The sequence below is a fragment of the Flavobacterium davisii genome (genome assembly GCF_019565505.1).
Taxonomy (GTDB): Bacteria; Bacteroidota; Bacteroidia; order Flavobacteriales; family Flavobacteriaceae; genus Flavobacterium; species Flavobacterium davisii.
In genome coordinates, this window is record NZ_CP067378.1 from 2077018 (window position 1) to 2096422 (window position 19405).

Sequence of the window (19405 nt, forward strand, 5' to 3'; positions counted from 1 at the left end):
TCCTGCCCGTAGTGCCACTAATGTTATGCTCAACTCGATAAGCAGCACCGCTTGGAGCGTCCGCTTTCGAGTTTATTCGTAAGGTATAGGTACCGGTGTCGTAACTGTGATATTTCCTGATAGGTTGCAATAATGAGTTTCCTTCAAGCGATTTCCTCCACTAAAGAAAACAGTTTCATGTGCAATTGTATTATCACTTCCCGTGTTTAAAATACATTCGTAGGTTAAAACTCTAGTAGAAGCATGATAAGTAGGGGGATTGGTAGTAATGGTATTATCGCAAAGGCGATAAGGAATTAAACAACTAATTTGTAATACCTGATTAGCCACACTTGTCGTTACAGTAGTACTGTATAAAGTATTAGTAGTTTGCGTATCACTCGTTATATTTGTATTCAAGGTAAAAGTAGGTTCTAAAGAAGTGAATAACTTAGATGGTCTGTCTGCTTTTGCCAGATTCCCTAATGGATCTGCCACGATAAAATAAGGATAAGTAGCACTGTTAGAACCGTCATTTAAGGTTCTAATCCTTGCCGTTCCATTAATATCTAAGGTTGCTGTCGGTGTATCGGTTCCAATTCCAACTTGCGCTATTGAAAAATTAAAAACGAAAAGAATAACTATTTTTATGATATTTTTCATATCTCTTAATTTACAGAAGTTAGTTTTAAATAATTTGTTTTTCCCACAGTAGTAGGATTATAGTTTATCCTGAATGAAGACCCGTCTATACAATTAGTTTCTACACGAACCGTAATTGTATATGTACCCAGTGTAGGTAATGAAATTTGAGAACTTAAATTAGTGCCATAAATTCCAGTCTCTTTGAAGCTTCCACTAAGATATTGAGTTTTTGCTGCAATTAATTTGTTGGTGTAAGAGCCTCCATTTAGGTAAATAAAAGTTTTTACAACACGAGTATCTGCGCTAAAAACTAAGGGAGTTCCGTTAGTGTCGAGTGGAGTAGTTGATGCAAAAGCAGATATTCTAAAAGGAAGATCTAAATTAACATCAACGACTTGATTAGATTTTATAGTAGTAAAATTTTGCGTAATCATGTCAAAACCTGCTGTACTTGTTGTGTTCCAATAATATACCGCCAAGGTAGATAAAACATCTAAAAAAACATGCCCGTCGGTATAGGCTCCTCCATTCATTAGTGTCGTAGTAGAAGTGTTCGTTACTAATGTTTTTGAATAAGTATTAGCATTATTTCCGTCAGGTAAGTTTTGTATTCTTAGATCACCATTAATATCTAATGTCTCAGTAGGAGCTGCGGTATTAATCCCAACGTTTGATTGAGCGTAGCAAATGATTGTGCACAACCAAAGAAGAAAAACTGTACTTTTTTTTATCATTTAAGAATCCTTTAAGTATGAATGTAAAAATACATTTTTTTTAATTTTTTAAACAAATAATTATTTCGGTCATTGTATTAAATCCAGATTCTGTATTAGACTTCGTTTTTGAAATCAAATCTCACGAAAATTTTAAAATAAGAAACAAGGAGCTATTTGGATGCTTAAAATGAGAGTACGTACTTAAATTGGAAGAAAAAGAAAAAGATTAGCTTTGCCAATTTACTTCGTTCGAGTCTAAAAGCGGAATTTGGGTTAAATATCTCTTTTTTTTTTGCCATTGATTTATAAATCATTACATTCGCCGATTGATTTTTAATAGAATATAACGATATGAATTTCAACGAATACAAAGGACTTAACTTGCCAACAGTGGCCTCTGAAGTACTTGATTTTTGGAAAAAAAACAATGTCTTTGAACAATCGGTAACTTCGCGTGAAGGAGCTACCCCGTATGTGTTTTTGAAGGGCCTCCTTCAGCAAACGGATTACCGTGTATTCATCACGTAATGGCACGTGCGATTAAAGATATTTTTTGTCGTTATAAAACTCTAAAAGGATATCAAGTAAAGCGTAAAGCAGGTTGGGATACGCACGGACTTCCTGTAGAATTAGGAACTGAAAAAGAATTAGGAATTACCAAGGAAGACATAGGTAAAAGTATTTCTGTAACAGAATACAACGAAGCGTGTAAGCGTACCGTGATGCGTTATACAGATGTATGGAATGACCTTACCGAAAAAATGGGGTACTGGGTAGATATGGAAGATCCGTATGTGACCTATAAATCTAAATACATGGAATCGGTTTGGTGGTTATTAAAACAAATCTATACTAAAGATTTGTTATATAAAGGCTATACCATACAGCCGTATTCACCAAAAGCAGGTACAGGTTTATCATCACATGAAGTAAACCAACCCGGTTCGTATCGTGATGTTACGGATACCACGATAGTTGCCCAATTTAAGAGCCCCCTAACCCCCGAAGGGGGAAATGACGTTGCTAAAGCGTTTCGTTTAGGTTCTCCCCTTTTGGGGGGAGTTAGAGGGGGCTGGTTTTCATTTCCTAGCTTGGACAACGACACCTTGGACGTTACCAAGTAATACAGCATTAACGGTAGGTCCTAAAATCGATTATGTTTTAGTTAAAACATTTAATCAATATACTTTTGAGCCAGTTAACGTTATATTGGCTAAAAACTTGATTTCAAAGCAATTTGATAAAAAATATAAAGTAGTAGAAACTAATGAAGAGTTTAAAGACTTAGAAGATAAGTTTCTACATGTTCCCCCTTCGGGGGCTAGGGGGCTCATCCCTTACCAAATCTTGGCTGAAACAAGAGGTGCTGATTTGGTTGGAATCAAATACGAACAATTATTACCGTGGGCATTGCCTTATCAAACACCAGAAAACGCATTCCGAGTGATTGCGGGTGATTTTGTTACTACCGAAGACGGTACAGGTATCGTACATACAGCGCCTACTTTTGGTGCCGATGATGCAAAAGTGGCTAAAGAAGCAACGCCAGAAGTACCACCAATGTTGATATTAGATGAGAATGGTAATCCAGTTCCTTTAGTTGATTTACAAGGTAAATTTGTAGCGCAACTAGGAGAATTTGGCGGTAAATATGTTAAAAACGAATATTACAATGAAGGTGAAGCTCCTGAAAAATCAGTTGATGTAGAAATCGCGATTTTATTGAAAGAGCAAAACAAAGCTTTCAAAGTTGAAAAATACGTACACAGTTATCCTCATTGTTGGAGAACTGATAAGCCAATTTTATACTATCCTTTAGATTCTTGGTTCATTAAGGTAACTGAGGTAAAAGATAGAATGTTTGATTTGAATGAAACCATCAATTGGAAGCCAAAAGCAACAGGTGAAGGACGTTTCGGAAATTGGTTAAAAAATGCCAACGATTGGAACTTATCACGTTCAAGATATTGGGGAATTCCATTGCCAATCTGGAGAACAGAAGATAAAACCGAAGAAATCTGTATTGGTTCTGTTGAAGAATTATATAACGAAATCGAAAAAGCCATTACAGTAGGTCTAATGACCGAAAATCCATTCAAAGGATTTGTGATTGGTAATATGGACGAAACGAATTATGATTTAGTAGACTTACACAAAAATGTAGTAGACAATATCGTTTTAGTTTCGGCTTCTGGAAAACCTATGAATCGTGAAACAGATTTAATTGATGTTTGGTTTGATTCGGGAGCAATGCCTTATGCACAATGGCATTATCCATTTGAAAACAAAGACTTGATAGATGGTAATCAATCGTTCCCAGCGGATTTCATCGCGGAAGGTGTTGACCAAACGCGTGGATGGTTCTATACACTTCATGCTATTGGAACTTTGGTTTTTGATAAAGTAGCCTATAAAAATGTAGTTTCAAACGGATTAGTATTAGATAAAAACGGACAAAAAATGTCAAAACGTTTAGGTAATGCAGTAGATCCATTTACTACATTAGCAGAATATGGACCAGATGCTACACGTTGGTATATGATTTCAAATGCAAATCCTTGGGATAACCTGAAATTTGATATTGAGGGTGTAGCCGAAGTACGACGTAAATTTTTTGGTACATTATATAATACCTACTCTTTCTTTGCGTTATATGCTAATATTGATGGATTTAAATATAAAGAAACAGAAATTCCATTAAACGAAAGACCTGAGATTGACCGTTGGATTCTATCAGAATTAAATACTTTGATTCAATCAGTAGATGAAGCGTATGCAGATTATGAACCAACAAAAGCTGCCCGTGTAATTTCTGATTTTGTTCAAGAAAATTTAAGTAACTGGTACGTGCGTTTATGTCGTCGTAGATTCTGGAAAGGGGATTATGGTACCGATAAAATTGCAGCTTACCAAACACTTTATACCTGTTTAGAAACAGTTGCTAAGTTATCGGCTCCAATCGCTCCATTCTTCATGGATCGTTTGTATAAAGATTTAAATGCAACAACCCAAAAAGAAAATTTTGATAGTGTACACTTAGCAAATTTTCCAGTTTCAATAGAAAGTTGTATAGATAAAACGCTAGAAAGCAAAATGTTGAAAGCGCAAACGGTTTCATCATTAGTTTTGTCACTTCGTAAAAAGGAAATGATAAAAGTAAGACAGCCGTTACAAAAAATTATGATTCCGATACTAGATGAAGTTCAACGACTTGAAATAGAGGCAGTAGCGGACTTGATAAAAGCCGAAGTGAATGTAAAAGAAATAGAGCTTTTAGATGATGCTTCAGGTGTTTTGGTTAAACAAATTAAACCCAATTTTAAAGCTTTAGGACCAAAGTTTGGCAAAGATATGGGATTGATTTCTAAAGAAATACAAGCTTTTTCGCAAGAACAAATAGCAGAAATAGAAAGAAAAGGAGAGATAGCAGTTGTTATTTCAGGAAATAGTACTATCTTGACAATCCAAGATGTAGAAATTACATCGCAAGATATTGAAGGTTGGTTAGTAGCTAATTCAGGAGGAATAACAGTGGCGCTAGATATTTCAATTTCAGATGAGTTAAGAAAAGAAGGAATTGCACGTGAATTGGTAAACCGCATCCAGAATATTCGTAAAGATTCTGGTTTTGAAGTAACAGACAAAATTAAGGTTACCATGATGAACCAAGATGAAATAAAAGGAGCTGTTGCAAATAATTTAGAATATATTCAAGCCGAAACATTAACAGAAGAATTAATCTTTGCTGAAAATGTAGAAAATGGCACAGAAATTGAGTTCGATAATCTCAAAACAAAAATTTATATAACAAAATAAAAAAGTTTTTAGAAAACAAACTAAACCAGATATTAACCAAAAACGCATTAAATTATGGTGGAAGAACAAATTAGATATTCGGATTCAGATTTAGCGGAATTTAAGGAGTTAATCCAGACTAAATTAGAAAAGGCCAAGGTAGACTTAGAACTTATTAAAAGTGCTTACTTAAATGATTTGAATAATGGTACAGATGATACTTCACCTACTTTCAAAGCATTTGAAGAAGGAAGCGAAACCATGAGTAAAGAAGCAAACTCTCAACTAGCTACCCGTCAAGAAAAATTTATACGAGATTTAAAAAATGCCTTAATTCGTATCGAAAATAAAACGTATGGTATTTGTAAAGTAACAGGAAAATTAATAGCAAAAGAGCGTTTGAAATTAGTTCCGCATGCTACGATGAGTATCGAAGCTAAAAATATGCAAAAATAACATATCGAAAACGATTTACTAAACGCTCCTAAAAAGGAGCGTTTTTTATCTTATTCAAGTTTCCTTAATTTGTATTACATTATTCCTTATTTTTGCCCATCAAAAGTTTAAAAATGAATCTAAAAAAGCCTATTTAATAGTTTTCCTAGTTTTATTAATAGATCAAATATCCAAAATATATGTAAAAACAAACTTCATGTTACATGAAGAGGTTGTTGTAACAAAATGGTTTAAGTTCCTTTTTGTAGAAAATGAAGGTATGGCGTGGGGAGTTGAATTGCCGTGGATATATGGTAAATTAATATTGACAACTTTTAGAATTTTTGCCGTTTTTGGAATTGGCTACTGGTTATGGCAATCAGTAAAAGAAAAAGCTTCTAATTTGTTAATCATAGCTATTTCACTAATTTTAGCAGGTGCCTTCGGTAATATTTTAGACTCTGTTTTTTATGGTGTTATTTTTGATCATAGTGAAGGACAATTAGCAACAGCTTTTTCAAATAGGGCTTATGGGACTTGGTTGTATGGGAAAGTCGTAGATATGTTTTATTTCCCTATTTGGCAAGGAGAACTGCCTTCTTGGTTGCCTGTTTTTGGGGGAAAATACTTTACTTTTTTCAATGCCATTTTCAATGTAGCTGATATTGCTATATCTACAGGAGTAGGTATATTAATAGTTTTTAATAAAAAAGTATTTGGAAATAAATAGTGTTTGAGATTTTATTAAGGAAAGTATTTTAAAAAGTTTGCATTCTCATCATTTTCATTATAAGAAAGATTGAGCGAAATGATAGATAAATCTAATTCTATAGTGCGATGATGTTTCTTCTATGCCAAGAGAAGAAACAAGCTAAAAAGGGAGTGACTATTTTTAGACCTTCCATTTTTTGTTATTGATGCTGGAAATCATTTATTATTTAAATCTAAAAAAAGTATATTTTTTTGTTCTTGGTTAGCTTGTCTTAAAAGTTTGCAATCTTATCATTTATATAACGGAAGTAATGACATACTATTGATAATGTGACTTCTCTCTTTGCTCGAAGGGACAAACCAAGCGTTAAATTGCAGCTTTTGGATTCCATATCTACAAGAAAAATTCCCGTACATTTTTATTTTCTTTGCCTTTTCATCTTTGCCATGAAGTCTAATGCAAATTTAGATTAACCCCAGATTGCGCGTTAGACTTCGTTGTGAAACAAAATTTTTCAATAACTTCAAGCGCTCACGGAAAATCCTAGAAGATGAAATAGTCAACTATTTCGATGAATAAAATTTGAGTACGTGCTTGAATTGGAAGAAAACAAAGTGTAATAGATGTCTAATACGTAATCTGGGTTAAAAAAATATTATGCGGAATGTTTTAGAATCCAGATAAAGGAGGACTGTATGTGTTTTTAGAAATAATATGTTTGACCTTCTTTTGGAATGCTATGTGTGATTATCAAAAAGGAATAGAGTAAACGATGAGTGTATTGGCTTATTTTAAAAATTTGTAGTCTGTTTTTTAGTAGAAGTTAAAATTAATATTTATTGAAGAAGTAGTATTTTTTTACTCTTTTACGATTCTTTTATTTAAAAAAGAATAACGAAGATTTTAATTTATAATAATTTGTTACTTTCTTCTTCATAAAATTGATCAACTGAAAGTTTTTTTTGTTGTGATGCCATTACAGCCAATTGATCACAACGCTCATTCTGAGGATGATTATTATGACCTTTTATCCATTTGAAATCAACTTGATGCTGACGATATGTTTTTAAGAAACGTTGCCATAAATCAGGATTTTTCTTTCCTTTAAACCCCGTCTTTTCCCAGCCTATTACCCATTTTTTTTCCACAGCATCTACTACGTATTTTGAATCCGAAATAACTAAGACCCTCATGTTGGCTTGTTTTAATTTTTCTAAGCCTACTATTGCTGCTAATAGTTCCATACGGTTATTAGTAGTTAATCGGAAGCCTTCAAAAAATTCCTTCTTATAAGGTGTTCCTACCAGCTCCATAACCACTCCGTAACCTCCGAGTCCTGGATTTCCTTTTGCAGCTCCATCAGTATAAATATGTACTTGGTGTGACATTTTGTGTGTTTGTTAGTTAAAGTTTAAAAGTTTCTCTATTTCAACAGGAAAGTATGTGTGTTCTAGTAGGTGAACAGCTGTTGCTATTTCCTCCGCCTTTTGACAACCCTCTATATTCGTAATGTATTGTGCAATAATAGCACCTTCATCATAATATTTATTTACGTAATGAATTGTAATACCTGTTTCTTTTTCTTTATTTTCTAAAACAGCCTGATGTACATTCATACCATACATTCCTTTGCCTCCATATTTAGGTAAAAGTGCAGGGTGTATGTTGATAATTTGATTAGGATAAGCATTAATGATATTTTCGGGGAATTTTAATAAAAAGCCAGCCAAAACAATTAAGTCAGGTTTTAGATCATTTAATTTTTCTAAGATAAAATCTGAATTCAATTCTTCTTTTGTAAAAGTTAGAGTTGGAATTTCATGATTTTTAGCTCGCTCTAAAACTTTGGCGTTTATATTGTTAGAATAAATTTGAGCTACATTTATTTTAGCGTTATTTTTGAAATGCAATATGATTTTTTCAGCGTTAGATCCTGATCCAGAGGCAAATAGTACAATGTTTTTCATAGTTGTTTTACATGTTGTTATAGCAGTAAATTTAGTATTTCAGAAATTTAAAAGCATTTAAAATGCAAAAAAAGAATAATTCATGACAAATAATCAAAAAAGCATCTCCTTTATAAAATTAATTTTATAATTTCGTGATCAGATTTATGAAACAAAAAAGGAGTAATTAAATAATTTTTTTATTTTTGCCAACTAATTAAAATTTAAAATTAAAGATTATGTCAGACATTGCATCAAGAGTAAAAGCGATTATCGTGGACAAATTAGGTGTTGACGAAAACGAAGTAGTTTCTGAAGCAAGCTTCACTAACGATTTAGGAGCTGATTCATTAGACACTGTTGAGCTAATCATGGAATTCGAAAAAGAGTTTGATATTCAAATTCCAGATGACCAAGCTGAAAACATTGCTACTGTAGGTCAAGCTATCTCTTATATCGAAGAAGCTAAAAAATAATAAATAATGACATCTGTAAGTAAGTAGCTTACAGATGTTCTTATTTTTTTACTGACTTTATAAAGATCTTTTTAGATTTGGACAAACATTGATTGTATTACAATCATATCATATTCTGTAATACCCATTGTTTCTTTTAGTTATTATTAAAAGTTCTTTGGGGTTTTTTATATTAAAACAAAACCAGCTAAACTATGCAATTAAAGCGAGTAGTAGTAACCGGATTAGGCGCTTTAACGCCTATCGGAAATAACCTTCAAGAATATTGGGAAGGATTAGTTAATGGAAAAAGCGGTGCTGCTCCCATTACCTATTATGATACGGAAAAACATAAAACAAAATTTGCTTGTGAAGTAAAAAACTTCAAAGTAGAGGATTTTATTGATAGAAAAGAAGCTAGAAGAATGGACAAATTTGCTCAATACGCTATTGTAGCAAGTGATGAAGCTATTAAAGATTCTGGTTTAGAGTTGGATAAAATTAATAAATATCGTGTTGGCGTTATTTGGGGAGCAGGAATTGGAGGACTTGAAACTTTTCAAGAAGAAGTTCTGAGTTATGCCAAAGGAGATGGAACCCCACGTTTTAATCCTTTCTTTATACCTAAGATGATTGCAGACATTGCTCCCGGGCACATTTCTATGCGTAATGGTTTTATGGGACCTAACTATACAACCGTTTCGGCGTGTGCTTCATCAGCCAATGCCTTAGTAGATGCTTTTAATTACATCCGTTTAGGCATGTGTGATGTAATTGTTTCAGGAGGATCTGAAGCAGCCGTTACTATTGCAGGTATGGGAGGATTTAATTCAATGCAAGCACTATCAACAAGAAATGAAAGTCCTGAAACAGCATCTAGACCTTTTGATGCTACTCGTGACGGATTTGTTTTAGGGGAAGGGTCAGGAGCTTTAGTATTAGAAGAATATGAACATGCAAAAGCTCGTGGTGCTAAAATTTATTGCGAAGTAGGAGGATGTGGAATGTCTTCAGATGCTTATCATTTAACGGCTCCTCACCCAGAAGGTATTGGAGTTATTGCAGTAATGAACAATACATTGCATGATGCAGGATTAAGACCAGAAGACGTAGATCATATTAATACTCACGGTACTTCTACTCCTCTTGGAGATGTGGCAGAATTAAAAGCAATTAGCTCTGTTTTTGGTGAACATGCCAAGAATATCAACATTAATTCAACTAAATCCATGACAGGGCATTTATTAGGTGCCGCTGGGGCTATTGAAGCAATAGCTTCTATTTTAGCAATAAAAGAGGGAATTATTCCTCCAACTATCAATCATAATGTAGTGGATGAAAATATAGATCCTAATTTAAACTTAACCTTAAATAAAGCACAAAAACGTGATATTAAAGTAGCAATGAGCAATACTTTTGGTTTTGGTGGTCACAACGCTTGTGTTTTATTTAAAAAAATAGAATAATTCATCGTATGAGAATTATTAAAAGAATATTTAAAAAAACCGTCTTCAAAATCCTGAAGACGGGGTTTTTTTAAAGAAATGACATCCATCCTAGGTTTTAAACCCGAAAATATAGACCATTATCGTCGTGCTTTTACGCATAGATCGATGAATAAAACAGATGAAAACGGTTATCCAATAAATTATGAACGTCTTGAATTTCTAGGAGATGCAATGCTAGGATCTGTTATAGCAGCTCATTTGTTTAGTAAAGTTCCAAATGGAGACGAAGGATATTTAACTAAAATGCGTTCTAAAATTGTTTCGCGTGAACATTTAAATGAATTAGGAAAAGATTTTAAATTAATTCAATTCGTAGAAACTAAAGTTTCATCGCAACATTTTGGAGAAAATGTACACGGAAATATTTTTGAAGCTTTTATAGGAGCAATATATCTAGATAAAGGGTTTACTTTTTGTGAACAATTTATTCAAAAAAGATAATAAAACCTTATGTAGATATTGATCGACTAGAAGGTAAGGTAATCAGCTATAAAAGCCTTTTTATTGAATGGTGTCAGAAAGAAAAAAAGACCTTTCATTATGAAACGTATGATGATAATGCTGCTGGAAATGTAAAATACTTTGCCGTAAAATTACATTTAAATGGAGAGGTCATCGCGAAGGCTCGTGCCACATCTAAAAAGAAAGCCGAAGAAATAGCGTCTAAAAGAGCTTATTATGTTTTTCAATCACAAATTAATAATAAATAATATACTTTGATAAAAACAACGTTCAATGATTGTATTTCATCTTTCGTAATACTCTTAAAGCTTCTTTGAATGCAATATAAACCTTGTGGTAAGGTTTTAAAAGAGCTTTAGAATCAATGAGCTTTTCTTTTGCACTTTCAAAACCATTTAAATAACAGAGCATAAAAGTATGGGGTAAATTTTCAAGATTGATTAAATCTCTTTTTGTAAGGTCGTTTTTGTTGTTTAATTTCTCTAGTAATAATAAATTTGTTTTATAAACGTGATGTAATAACTTTTTGTTAAACTGTGGAGGTTCAAAAAGAATCTCATTTTCTATTTTATAGTATCCATTTTCAAAAAAGAAATATTAACCTTTTCAAGAGGATAATAACTCGTTTTATCATTAAGACCTAGTTGTATAAATTCAGTAATCATAAAATTGTTTTCTGAAAACTCAATTGTAACTTCGTCTAATGCAGAATAAAAAAGTTTGATTTGTTCGTTGATTAACTCAATATCCACTCTTGAAAAAAAGGTTTCCCCTTTCCATACTTTTTTGTTACCAGCCCAACATACAATAAAAAGTTCTTTAAAAACTTTATATTGTGTTTCCATGTCTTTGTGTCTAATGTTGATAAAATCTAAAACAGCCTCTAGTGTGTGTTCAATGCTATTTCTAGAATTATTTTCAATACTAATAACAGTTTGCGTGTTTTGTTTACTATAAGCTATCTTGTCATGTGTAGGTACTGTATTACTACCAATTCTTTTAAAGGTACTTCCTATTTCTATAGTGTTTATTCTCTTTTTGAAATAAGACACCTTATGATTGGGTTTAATAGTAACTAATCCCACCACTTTTTCTTTTGGTAAATGAGGGAAAGGAATATTTTCATACTGTATTTTTGGAGGATTTTGAAGAAAAGCATTTACCAAATTTTGAATTCGACTATCGTCAAAAAAATCATCTCCTACAATTTCATTGCTTTCATCTTCAACCCCAACAACAAGATAAGAATTGTTGTTAGGATTAGAATTAGATAAAGCACAAATATGTTTTAAAAACTTGGCCTTTCCTTCTTGATTATGAAGATTGAGTTGTCTTTTTTTGTCATAAAAACTGTTTTCATCATTATGAGCCAATAAGTTTTTTATGAGGAGTCGTTTATTAATCATGTCTTTAAAATCCTAAAAATTACTTAAAAATACTAAAAAGCTTTCATAAAATCAGTCTTAATAAGGGATTGTGTAAAATATTTAACTGATTGTTAACAGCCTAAAATCAATTAAATTTTCAATTTGCATCGTATTAAATAAGATGTTAATTTCACGACTTTAAAATTACAATAGATGGAAGAGAATACCACTACTTTAGATATTAGAGCAATTAATGAAAAAATAGAGAGAGAAAGTGCTTTTATAGATCTATTAACGATGGAGATGAATAAAGTCATCGTTGGACAAAAACACATGGTAGAACGTTTGTTAATAGGACTTTTAGGACAAGGACATATTCTGCTTGAAGGAGTACCGGGATTAGCAAAAACTTTAGCAATAAATACTTTATCACAAGCTGTTTATGGTAGTTTTAGTCGTATTCAGTTTACGCCTGATTTATTACCAGCAGATGTAGTCGGTACTATGATATACAATATCAAAGATAATGCCTTCTCTATTAAAAAAGGACCAGTCTTTGCTAACTTCGTACTTGCAGATGAAATTAATCGCGCTCCTGCAAAAGTACAATCAGCCTTACTAGAAGCAATGCAAGAAAAACAAGTAACGATTGGTGATAGTACTTTTAAGTTAGACAAACCTTTTTTAGTATTAGCTACTCAAAATCCAGTAGAACAAGAAGGAACATATCCGCTGCCTGAGGCACAGGTTGACCGTTTTATGCTAAAAACGGTAATAGATTATCCTAAAATGGAAGAGGAACGAATGGTAATCCGTCAAAATTTAAACGGAGGGTTTGACAAAGTAAAACCTGTAGTTTCCATAGAACAAATACTTCGTGCTCAAGAAGCAGTTCGAGAGGTATATATGGATGAAAAAATTGAAAAATATATACTAGACATTATCTTTGCAACACGTTATCCAGAAAAATACAAATTAGAAACCCTGAAACCTTTGATTAGTTTTGGTGCCTCGCCACGTGGTAGTATTAACTTAGCTGTAGCGGCTAAATGCTATGCTTTTATCAAACGTAGAGGTTATGTTATTCCAGAGGATGTACGCGCCGTAGTACATGATGTATTACGCCATCGTATAGGTATTACTTATGAAGCAGAAGCAGAAAATGTAACATCAGTAGATATTATAAATAAAATTGTAAACGAAATTGAAGTACCATAGCAAGTAATTAGGCAAAAACCATTAGTGATTAGTCTATGTTATTGCCTTTTGTCTAATGCATTTAAAAAATGGAAACAAAAGATTTACTCAAAAAAGTTCGAAAAATAGAAATTAAAACCCGAAGACTTAGTGATCATATCTTCTCGGGAGAATATCATACATCCTTTAAAGGACGAGGAATGACTTTTTCAGAAGTACGTCAGTATCAGTACGGAGATGATGTACGTGCAATTGATTGGAATGTAACAGCACGATATAAAGAACCCTATGTAAAAGTTTTTGAAGAAGAACGAGAACTTACCATGATGCTAATGGTAGATATATCAGGTTCAGAAAATTTTGGCACTAAAAATCAGTTAAAAAGCGAAATGGTAACTGAAATAGCAGCGACTTTAGCTTTTTCAGCAACTCAAAATAATGATAAAATAGGAGTAATCTTATTTTCAGATCAAATAGAATTATATATCCCTCCGAAAAAGGGAAATCGCATGTATTGCGTATCATTAGAGAGTTAATTGAGTTTGAACCTAAAAGCAAACAAACCCATATAGGAAATGCTCTAGAGTTTCTTTCAGCCACACAAAAGAAAAAAGCCATTGTATTTATGATATCCGATTTTATTACAGAGGATAGCTATGAAAAAATATTAAAAATTGCAAGTAAAAAACATGATATAACAGGCGTAAGAGTATTTGATATTCGCGAAGAAAAAATGCCCAATATCGGTTTAGTAGCCATGAAAGATGCCGAAACAGAAGAAACACAATGGATAAATACAGGTTCTAAAAACGTTCGTTTGCAATATGAAAAATATTACCAAGAAAAAGTAAACTATTTTAAAGACATTTTTTCAAAATGTGGTGCGGGTACAGTACACACAAGAGTAGATGAAAGTTATGTAACAAAATTATTAGGTTATTTTAAGTCAAGATAGAGAGGCAAGAATGGAGAACAATGAATTGGAAAAGGGATCAATAAATTTACTATTAGCCCTAATTTTTCTTAAAGAAAAGGTCAAAGTAATTTTAAAGAAAATTACTTTTTAGGTCAGATTATTTGTTATCCTAATATTGCCAAGACTAAACTATCTTGAAATACAAAATATTGAAATAATAAGACCGCTTTTTCGTGCAATTAAAATTATTTCAACCACCTAAAAAAAAACGCTTAATCGTTTAAAAGCTATAAAAAAGGTAATACACATCCAAATGATTCAAAAATTAATCAAATAAAAAATGAAGCAAATGAATTGATTTCAATATCCATTGCAGATATTCATCTACTCAAAATAATTTAGAAATCAAAAATCGTTAATCTTCAATCGTTAATCAATGAATGGTAAACTATACATATTATTGCTCCTCTCATCATTTTGTTTTGCACAAAAGATCGAAACTTCTATTGATAAAAAACAAAATAAAGTAGGAGCTCAATTTACTTTAACTGTTAAAGTTAAGTCAAATACAAAAAACAATATTATTTTTCCAAAAAACAAAAATTTTGGTTCATTTGAAGTAATAGAATCCTATCCTATAGATACAGTAAAAGAACAATCAAAGTTTGAACTAATCAAAAAATATGGTTTAGTTCAATTTGATTCAGGTAAGTTTGTTATCCCCAAAATACCTATTTTGATTAATAACAAACCTCATTTTTCAGACAGTATAAAGGTAGAAGTATTCAACGTTAAAGTAGATACTTTAAAACAAAAAATGTATGATATTAAACCCATTATAGAGGCTGAGAAACCAATAGGAGATTGGTGGAAATATCTTTTGGGAGTATTAATTTTAGTTGGTTTAGGATTTTTAGGATACAAATTATATAAAAAATATCAAAAAACAATAGAAATTGAGCCTGTATATAGTACGCCTATAGAAAAAGCAACAAGCTTACTGCAAATATTAGAGAAAAAAGAACTTTTAGTAAAAGGAGAAATTAAAGCCTATTATTCTGAATTGACTGATATTGCTCGTGAATATATAGAAGAAGCTATTGAAATTCCTGCCAAAGAAAGTACCACTTCAGAACTTATTTTAAGTTTAAGACAAGCAGCTCAAAAAGAAAATTAAAACTTTCTAGAGAAACAGTCGAAAGTTTAGAAAAAGTTTTAAAACAAGCTGACTTAGTAAAATTTGCACAATCAAAACCATTAGATTTTGAAATAGAAGAGGATAGAAAAAAATAGAATCAACTATTATTAATATTCATAAGTCAATTCCTGTAATAGTAGATCAAACCAGTGTAAAATGGCAAAAAGAACAAGAAGAAATACGTATAAAAAAAGAGCGTAAAAAGAAAATTACAGCTATTGTAGGTATTATAAGTTTCTTAGTCTTATCAATATTCATATTTATTGGAATTACAAAAGGGATAAACTTTATTAAAAATGGTTTTACAGGGCCATCAACTAAAGAATTAGTCCATACAGATTGGATAAAATCAGAATACGGAAATCCGGGAATTATAATAGAAACCCCTGAAGTATTAACACGTAATGATGTGTCTAAAGCTATTCCTAATGTTGCAGTAGGAATCGTAAAAAGTACCCAAATGTTTGATTATGGTAGTTTAACTCAAGGTTTTTACATGGCTATTTCTTCAACAGAATTTAAACAAAAAAACAATATAGATTTAGGACAAGCTTTGGGAGGAATGATTCAAACCTTACAAAACCAAGATTGTGAGAATGTAGTAGTAAAACAAGAAGATTTTAAAACCAAAGAAGGATTACAAGGACTGAAAGGATATGGTAGTTTGACAAAAAATGGAGAAAAAATGATTTATCAAATATTATTATTTAGTCAAGAAGGAGGATTACAACAAATAATGGTAGCCTTTAAAGAAGGAGACGAAAATGGAGAAAAAATTGCCAATCGTATGTTACAATCCGTTGAACTTAAAAAAGCACCGTAATGAAGAATGTAACATTTTTAAATCCTGAATTTCTTTGGTTATTTTTACTATTACCTTTAATAGTCGTATGGTATTTCTTTATGAATAAAAAGAAAAACCAACACTTAAGATAAGTTCACTAAGAGGTTTTCAAGGAACAACATCTATTTTAACAAAGATAAAACCCTTGCTTTATGCTATGCGGTTACTTGCTTTAAGTGCCTTAATCGTGGCTATGGCAAGACCTAGAACAGTAGATGTAAGTAATAAAACCAATAGTACCTTCGGTATCGATATTGTCATAGCTTCTGATGTTTCGGGAAGTATGTTAGCAAAAGATTTAAAGCCTAATCGGATGGAAGCTTTGAAAGAAGTCGCATCTAATTTCGTAAAAGAACGTTTAAATGATCGTATAGGAGTAGTCGTATACGCTGCTGAATCCTATACGAAAACACCCGTAACAAGCGATAAAGCAGTGATATTGCAAGCTATAGAAGATATCAAATATGACAACGTTCTACAAGATGGAACAGGGATCGGGATGGGACTGGCTACTGCTGTTAATCGTTTAAAAGATAGTAAAGCCAAGAGTAAAGTAATCATTTTAATGACAGACGGTGTAAATAACGCTGGTTTTTTAGATCCTCAAACTTCTGCCGAAATTGCAGCTGACTTAGGAATTAAAGTTTATACCATAGGAATTGGAACAAACGGAAATGCTTTATTTCCCTACGCGTATGCTCCTAATGGCGGATTTTTGTTTAAAATGATGCCTGTACAAATAGATGAGAAATTAATGAAAGGGATTGCAAAAAAAACAGGAGGAAAATATTTTAGAGCAACAAATAATTCGAGTTTAGAGAATATTTATAATGAAATCAATAAGTTAGAAAAAACAAAAGTAGATGAGTTGAAGTTTGTCAACTATGATGAAAAATACCGACCGTGGGTTTGGTTGGCCAGTTTACTGTTGTTGATTGAATTAATAGTGAGAAAAACCATTTTTAGAAGTTTTATATAATTCAAAAAAATACTGTTATTGCTAATTGAAATTAAAAAAAATGTACGAATTAGACGAACCAAGATATTTGTATTTATTATTTCTATTACCCTTATTAATAGGACTTTTTCTTTGGAATCAATTTTGGAAAAGAAAAAAGCAAGAAGAATTTGGCGATTTAGAGTTGATAAAAAAATTAAGTCCTCAAAAATCAACATTCAAACCAACCTTAAAATTTATAGTATTCCTTTCAGCATTAGGAATGTTAATTATAGGCTTGGTAAATCCTAAAATAGGAACAAAAGTAGAAAAAGTAAAACGAGAAGGAATTGATATTGTTTTTGCAATAGATATTTCAAAAAGTATGCTTTGTGAAGATATAGCACCAAGTCGATTAGAAAAAAGTAAGCAATTAGTATCACAAGTTATAAATGGTTTAGGAAGTGATCGTATAGGAATTATAGCTTATTCAGGCAGTGCTTTTCCCGTATTACCCATTACAACGGATTATAATGCGGCTAAAATGTTTTTACAAGGTATGAATCCGGGGATGATTTCATCACAAGGAAGTAATCTTGATGAAGCAATTCAATTAACCGAAAAATATTTTGAAGGAAGCGGCAATATTAGTAAGCTTTTAGTAATGGTAACTGATGGAGAGGATCATTCAGAAAAAGCCCAAGATGCAGCTGCACAAGCACGAAAAAAAGGAATAAAAATTATAACAATTGGAGTTGGAACGTTAAATGGAGGACCTATTCCTATTAGAAATGGGAATGCTGTATCATATCATAAAAATAAAGAAACAGGAGAAACCGTTACGACTAAATTACGTCCAGAAGCTTTAGAAGCAATTGCTAAGGCCGCTAATGGAGGCTATATTAACGGAACCAATACCAAACAAGTGGTTGATTTTATGAGAAAATCCCTTAATAATATTCAAAAAACACAGTTTGAAGCAACAGAAATGGCTAATTTTCAATCGCAGTTTCAATGGTTTTTAGGACTTGGATTTTTCTTGTTATTACTCGATGTATTCCTTTTAGAAACAAAAACAAAATGGGTTCAAAAATTAGATTTGTTTAATGAAAAAAGTAAACAAAAAGAATAACTAAAAATCCCATTTTTTTAATCCTTATAAAAATATCGTAATTTTTATAATTGCGCCAAGTAGATAAGTAAAGCCATTAAGGTTAACAAAATGAAAAGAATTATTTTACATATCGTTTTATTAATTTCTGTTAGTATTTTTGCGCAGCAGAAAAAAGATTTTGAATTGCCAAATGGTGTTTCAAAATTTGAAAAGAAGCAATATATTGAAGCAGAAGCAAATTTTAGAATTTCAAAAAGTAATAATCCTAAAAAAGCGGTATCGGCCTATAACTTAGGAAATGCAATTTACAAACAAAATCAAGTATCAGAGGCTAAGACAGTTTACATTAAAGCTACGGAAATTGCCAAGACAAAGAACGAAAAACAGTACGCTTATCATAATTTAGGGAATACCTATATGAAAGAAAAGACGTATGATAAAGCAGTTGAAGCCTATAAAAACGCATTAAGAAACAATCCAGCGGATGAAGAATCGCGTTATAATTATGCTTTAGCAAAAAAATTATTGAAGGAAAATCCCCCTTCAAAAAATGATGATAAAAAAAGGATAAAAAAGGAGATAGTCCTGATAAAAAACCAAATCAAGACTCCAATCAAGATAAGGACAAAAAGCAGAACGATAAAAACAAAAACAAACAAGACAAGCCTAATAATAAAGATCAAAACAAAGATCAAAATCAAAATAACCCGCAGCCTAAACCCAATAATGTACCCAAAGATAGGATGCAAAATTTGTTAGATGCGGTAAATAATGAGGAGAAAAAAATACAAGATAGAGTGAATGCTCGAAAAGTAAAAGGAGCTCCAAGACAAGAAGGAAAAGATTGGTAGAAAAGAAAACAAAAAGAATGAAGAAATTATTTTTTATACTTATTTTATTTTGTGTAAAAATTACAGCTCAAGTACAGTTTGTAACGAATGTGAGTAAGAACAATTTGGGTATAAACGAGCGTTTACGAATTGATTTTACAATGAATGATGATGGAGATAATTTTGATCCTCCGACATTTGATGGTTTCCGAATTATAGGAGGACCGAACCAATCCGTTAGCTATTCGTGGGTTAACGGAAGAAAATCGTATGAAAAAACCTATTCATATTTTCTTCAACCTACTAAAAAGGAACTTTTCTTATTAAAGGAGCTTCCATTGAAATAAAC

Annotated in this window: 14 protein-coding genes and 5 pseudogenes; 14 read left to right on the top strand and 5 right to left on the bottom strand. The window is 31.9% G+C overall.

Features of this window, described 5'->3' with window-relative positions:
* Window positions 1-72: 72 nt before the first annotated feature.
* Together JJC05_RS10015 and JJC05_RS10020 are read right to left on the bottom strand one after the other, a co-directional pair.
* On the bottom strand, window positions 73-642 hold the full coding sequence (locus JJC05_RS10015) for a hypothetical protein (protein ID WP_235877335.1): 570 nt from the start codon (window positions 640-642) through the stop codon (window positions 73-75).
* 5 nt (window positions 643-647) lie between these two features.
* Window positions 648-1358 (bottom strand): hypothetical protein, encoded by a 711-nt coding sequence (locus JJC05_RS10020; RefSeq protein ID WP_235877336.1) that lies wholly within the window; start codon window positions 1356-1358, stop codon window positions 648-650.
* 333 nt (window positions 1359-1691) lie between these two features.
* On the opposite strand from JJC05_RS10020, the pseudogene ileS reads away from it, so the two are divergent.
* From ileS to JJC05_RS10035, 3 genes and pseudogenes are all read left to right on the top strand, one after another.
* Window positions 1692-5156, top strand: a pseudogene (ileS, locus tag JJC05_RS18295) (isoleucine--tRNA ligase).
* Between the two features lie 54 nt (window positions 5157-5210).
* Window positions 5211-5591 carry a TraR/DksA family transcriptional regulator gene (locus tag JJC05_RS10030; protein WP_088391780.1) on the top strand — a complete coding sequence of 127 codons (381 nt, stop codon included), beginning with the start codon at window positions 5211-5213 and terminating at the stop codon, window positions 5589-5591.
* 88 nt (window positions 5592-5679) lie between these two features.
* Complete coding sequence (locus JJC05_RS10035) at window positions 5680-6300, top strand: lipoprotein signal peptidase (RefSeq protein ID WP_235878862.1); 621 nt, start codon at window positions 5680-5682, stop codon at window positions 6298-6300.
* A gap of 890 nt (window positions 6301-7190) precedes the next feature.
* Here JJC05_RS10035 and rnhA read toward each other — a convergent pair.
* Both rnhA and purN read right to left on the bottom strand, forming a co-directional pair.
* Window positions 7191-7670, bottom strand: coding sequence for a ribonuclease HI (gene rnhA / locus JJC05_RS10040; RefSeq protein WP_235877337.1), 480 nt, complete (start codon window positions 7668-7670; stop codon window positions 7191-7193).
* A 12-nt stretch (window positions 7671-7682) separates the two neighbouring features.
* Entirely contained in the window at window positions 7683-8249 is a 567-nt protein-coding gene (gene purN, locus JJC05_RS10045; protein WP_105195655.1) for a phosphoribosylglycinamide formyltransferase, read from the bottom strand.
* 218 nt (window positions 8250-8467) lie between these two features.
* Here purN and JJC05_RS10050 point away from each other — a divergent pair, with 218 nt between their 5' ends.
* The 3 genes and pseudogenes from JJC05_RS10050 to rnc form a co-directional block, all read left to right on the top strand.
* Window positions 8468-8704: an acyl carrier protein gene (locus tag JJC05_RS10050; RefSeq protein ID WP_014166687.1), complete on the top strand. Its 237-nt coding sequence runs from the start codon at window positions 8468-8470 to the stop codon at window positions 8702-8704.
* 194 nt (window positions 8705-8898) lie between these two features.
* On the top strand, window positions 8899-10149 hold the full coding sequence (fabF, locus tag JJC05_RS10055) for a beta-ketoacyl-ACP synthase II (protein ID WP_088391790.1): 1251 nt from the start codon (window positions 8899-8901) through the stop codon (window positions 10147-10149).
* A gap of 66 nt (window positions 10150-10215) precedes the next feature.
* A pseudogene (rnc, locus tag JJC05_RS10060) lies at window positions 10216-10901 on the top strand (ribonuclease III); the annotation flags it as partial.
* A 22-nt stretch (window positions 10902-10923) separates the two neighbouring features.
* Here rnc and JJC05_RS10065 read toward each other — a convergent pair.
* Window positions 10924-12059: pseudogene (locus tag JJC05_RS10065) on the bottom strand (ATP-binding protein).
* 174 nt (window positions 12060-12233) lie between these two features.
* On the opposite strand from JJC05_RS10065, the gene JJC05_RS10070 reads away from it, so the two are divergent.
* From JJC05_RS10070 to JJC05_RS18865, 8 genes and pseudogenes are all read left to right on the top strand, one after another.
* The gene (locus tag JJC05_RS10070; protein WP_088391796.1) at window positions 12234-13238 is read left to right on the top strand and encodes an AAA family ATPase; all 1005 of its coding nucleotides are present in this window, start codon (window positions 12234-12236) and stop codon (window positions 13236-13238) included.
* Between the two features lie 68 nt (window positions 13239-13306).
* Window positions 13307-14172: pseudogene (locus JJC05_RS10075) on the top strand (DUF58 domain-containing protein).
* 397 nt (window positions 14173-14569) lie between these two features.
* Window positions 14570-15310 (top strand): BatD family protein, encoded by a 741-nt coding sequence (locus tag JJC05_RS17265; protein ID WP_258928553.1) that lies wholly within the window; start codon window positions 14570-14572, stop codon window positions 15308-15310.
* Window positions 15311-15740: 430 nt separating this feature from the next.
* The gene (locus tag JJC05_RS17270) at window positions 15741-16154 is read left to right on the top strand and encodes a hypothetical protein (protein ID WP_258928555.1); all 414 of its coding nucleotides are present in this window, start codon (window positions 15741-15743) and stop codon (window positions 16152-16154) included.
* Window positions 16154-17154, top strand: a pseudogene (locus tag JJC05_RS10085) (vWA domain-containing protein). The gene JJC05_RS17270 and the pseudogene JJC05_RS10085 overlap by 1 nt, the downstream one beginning before the upstream one ends.
* A 40-nt stretch (window positions 17155-17194) precedes the next feature.
* Window positions 17195-18244: a VWA domain-containing protein gene (locus JJC05_RS10090; protein WP_105195682.1), complete on the top strand. Its 1050-nt coding sequence runs from the start codon at window positions 17195-17197 to the stop codon at window positions 18242-18244.
* 90 nt (window positions 18245-18334) lie between these two features.
* The gene (locus JJC05_RS10095) at window positions 18335-18985 is read left to right on the top strand and encodes a tetratricopeptide repeat protein (RefSeq protein ID WP_309597307.1); all 651 of its coding nucleotides are present in this window, start codon (window positions 18335-18337) and stop codon (window positions 18983-18985) included.
* A gap of 109 nt (window positions 18986-19094) precedes the next feature.
* Window positions 19095-19403: a BatD family protein gene (locus JJC05_RS18865; protein WP_374226286.1), complete on the top strand. Its 309-nt coding sequence runs from the start codon at window positions 19095-19097 to the stop codon at window positions 19401-19403.
* Window positions 19404-19405: the final 2 nt, after the last annotated feature.

Bases quoted from the DNA above. Each gene is read 5' to 3' on its own strand.
- JJC05_RS10015 (WP_235877335.1), bottom strand. From the start codon at position 642: ATGAAAAATATCATAAAAATAGTTATTCTTTTCGTTTTTAATTTTTCA.
- JJC05_RS10020 (WP_235877336.1), bottom strand. From the start codon at position 1,358: ATGATAAAAAAAAGTACAGTTTTTCTTCTTTGGTTGTGCACAATCATT.
- JJC05_RS10030 (WP_088391780.1), top strand. From the start codon at position 5,211: ATGGTGGAAGAACAAATTAGATATTCGGATTCAGATTTAGCGGAATTT.
- rnhA (WP_235877337.1), bottom strand. From the start codon at position 7,670: ATGTCACACCAAGTACATATTTATACTGATGGAGCTGCAAAAGGAAAT.
- purN (WP_105195655.1), bottom strand. From the start codon at position 8,249: ATGAAAAACATTGTACTATTTGCCTCTGGATCAGGATCTAACGCTGAA.
- JJC05_RS10050 (WP_014166687.1), top strand. From the start codon at position 8,468: ATGTCAGACATTGCATCAAGAGTAAAAGCGATTATCGTGGACAAATTA.
- fabF (WP_088391790.1), top strand. From the start codon at position 8,899: ATGCAATTAAAGCGAGTAGTAGTAACCGGATTAGGCGCTTTAACGCCT.
- JJC05_RS10070 (WP_088391796.1), top strand. From the start codon at position 12,234: ATGGAAGAGAATACCACTACTTTAGATATTAGAGCAATTAATGAAAAA.
- JJC05_RS17265 (WP_258928553.1), top strand. From the start codon at position 14,570: ATGAATGGTAAACTATACATATTATTGCTCCTCTCATCATTTTGTTTT.
- JJC05_RS10090 (WP_105195682.1), top strand. From the start codon at position 17,195: ATGTACGAATTAGACGAACCAAGATATTTGTATTTATTATTTCTATTA.
- JJC05_RS10095 (WP_309597307.1), top strand. From the start codon at position 18,335: ATGAAAAGAATTATTTTACATATCGTTTTATTAATTTCTGTTAGTATT.
- JJC05_RS18865 (WP_374226286.1), top strand. From the start codon at position 19,095: ATGAAGAAATTATTTTTTATACTTATTTTATTTTGTGTAAAAATTACA.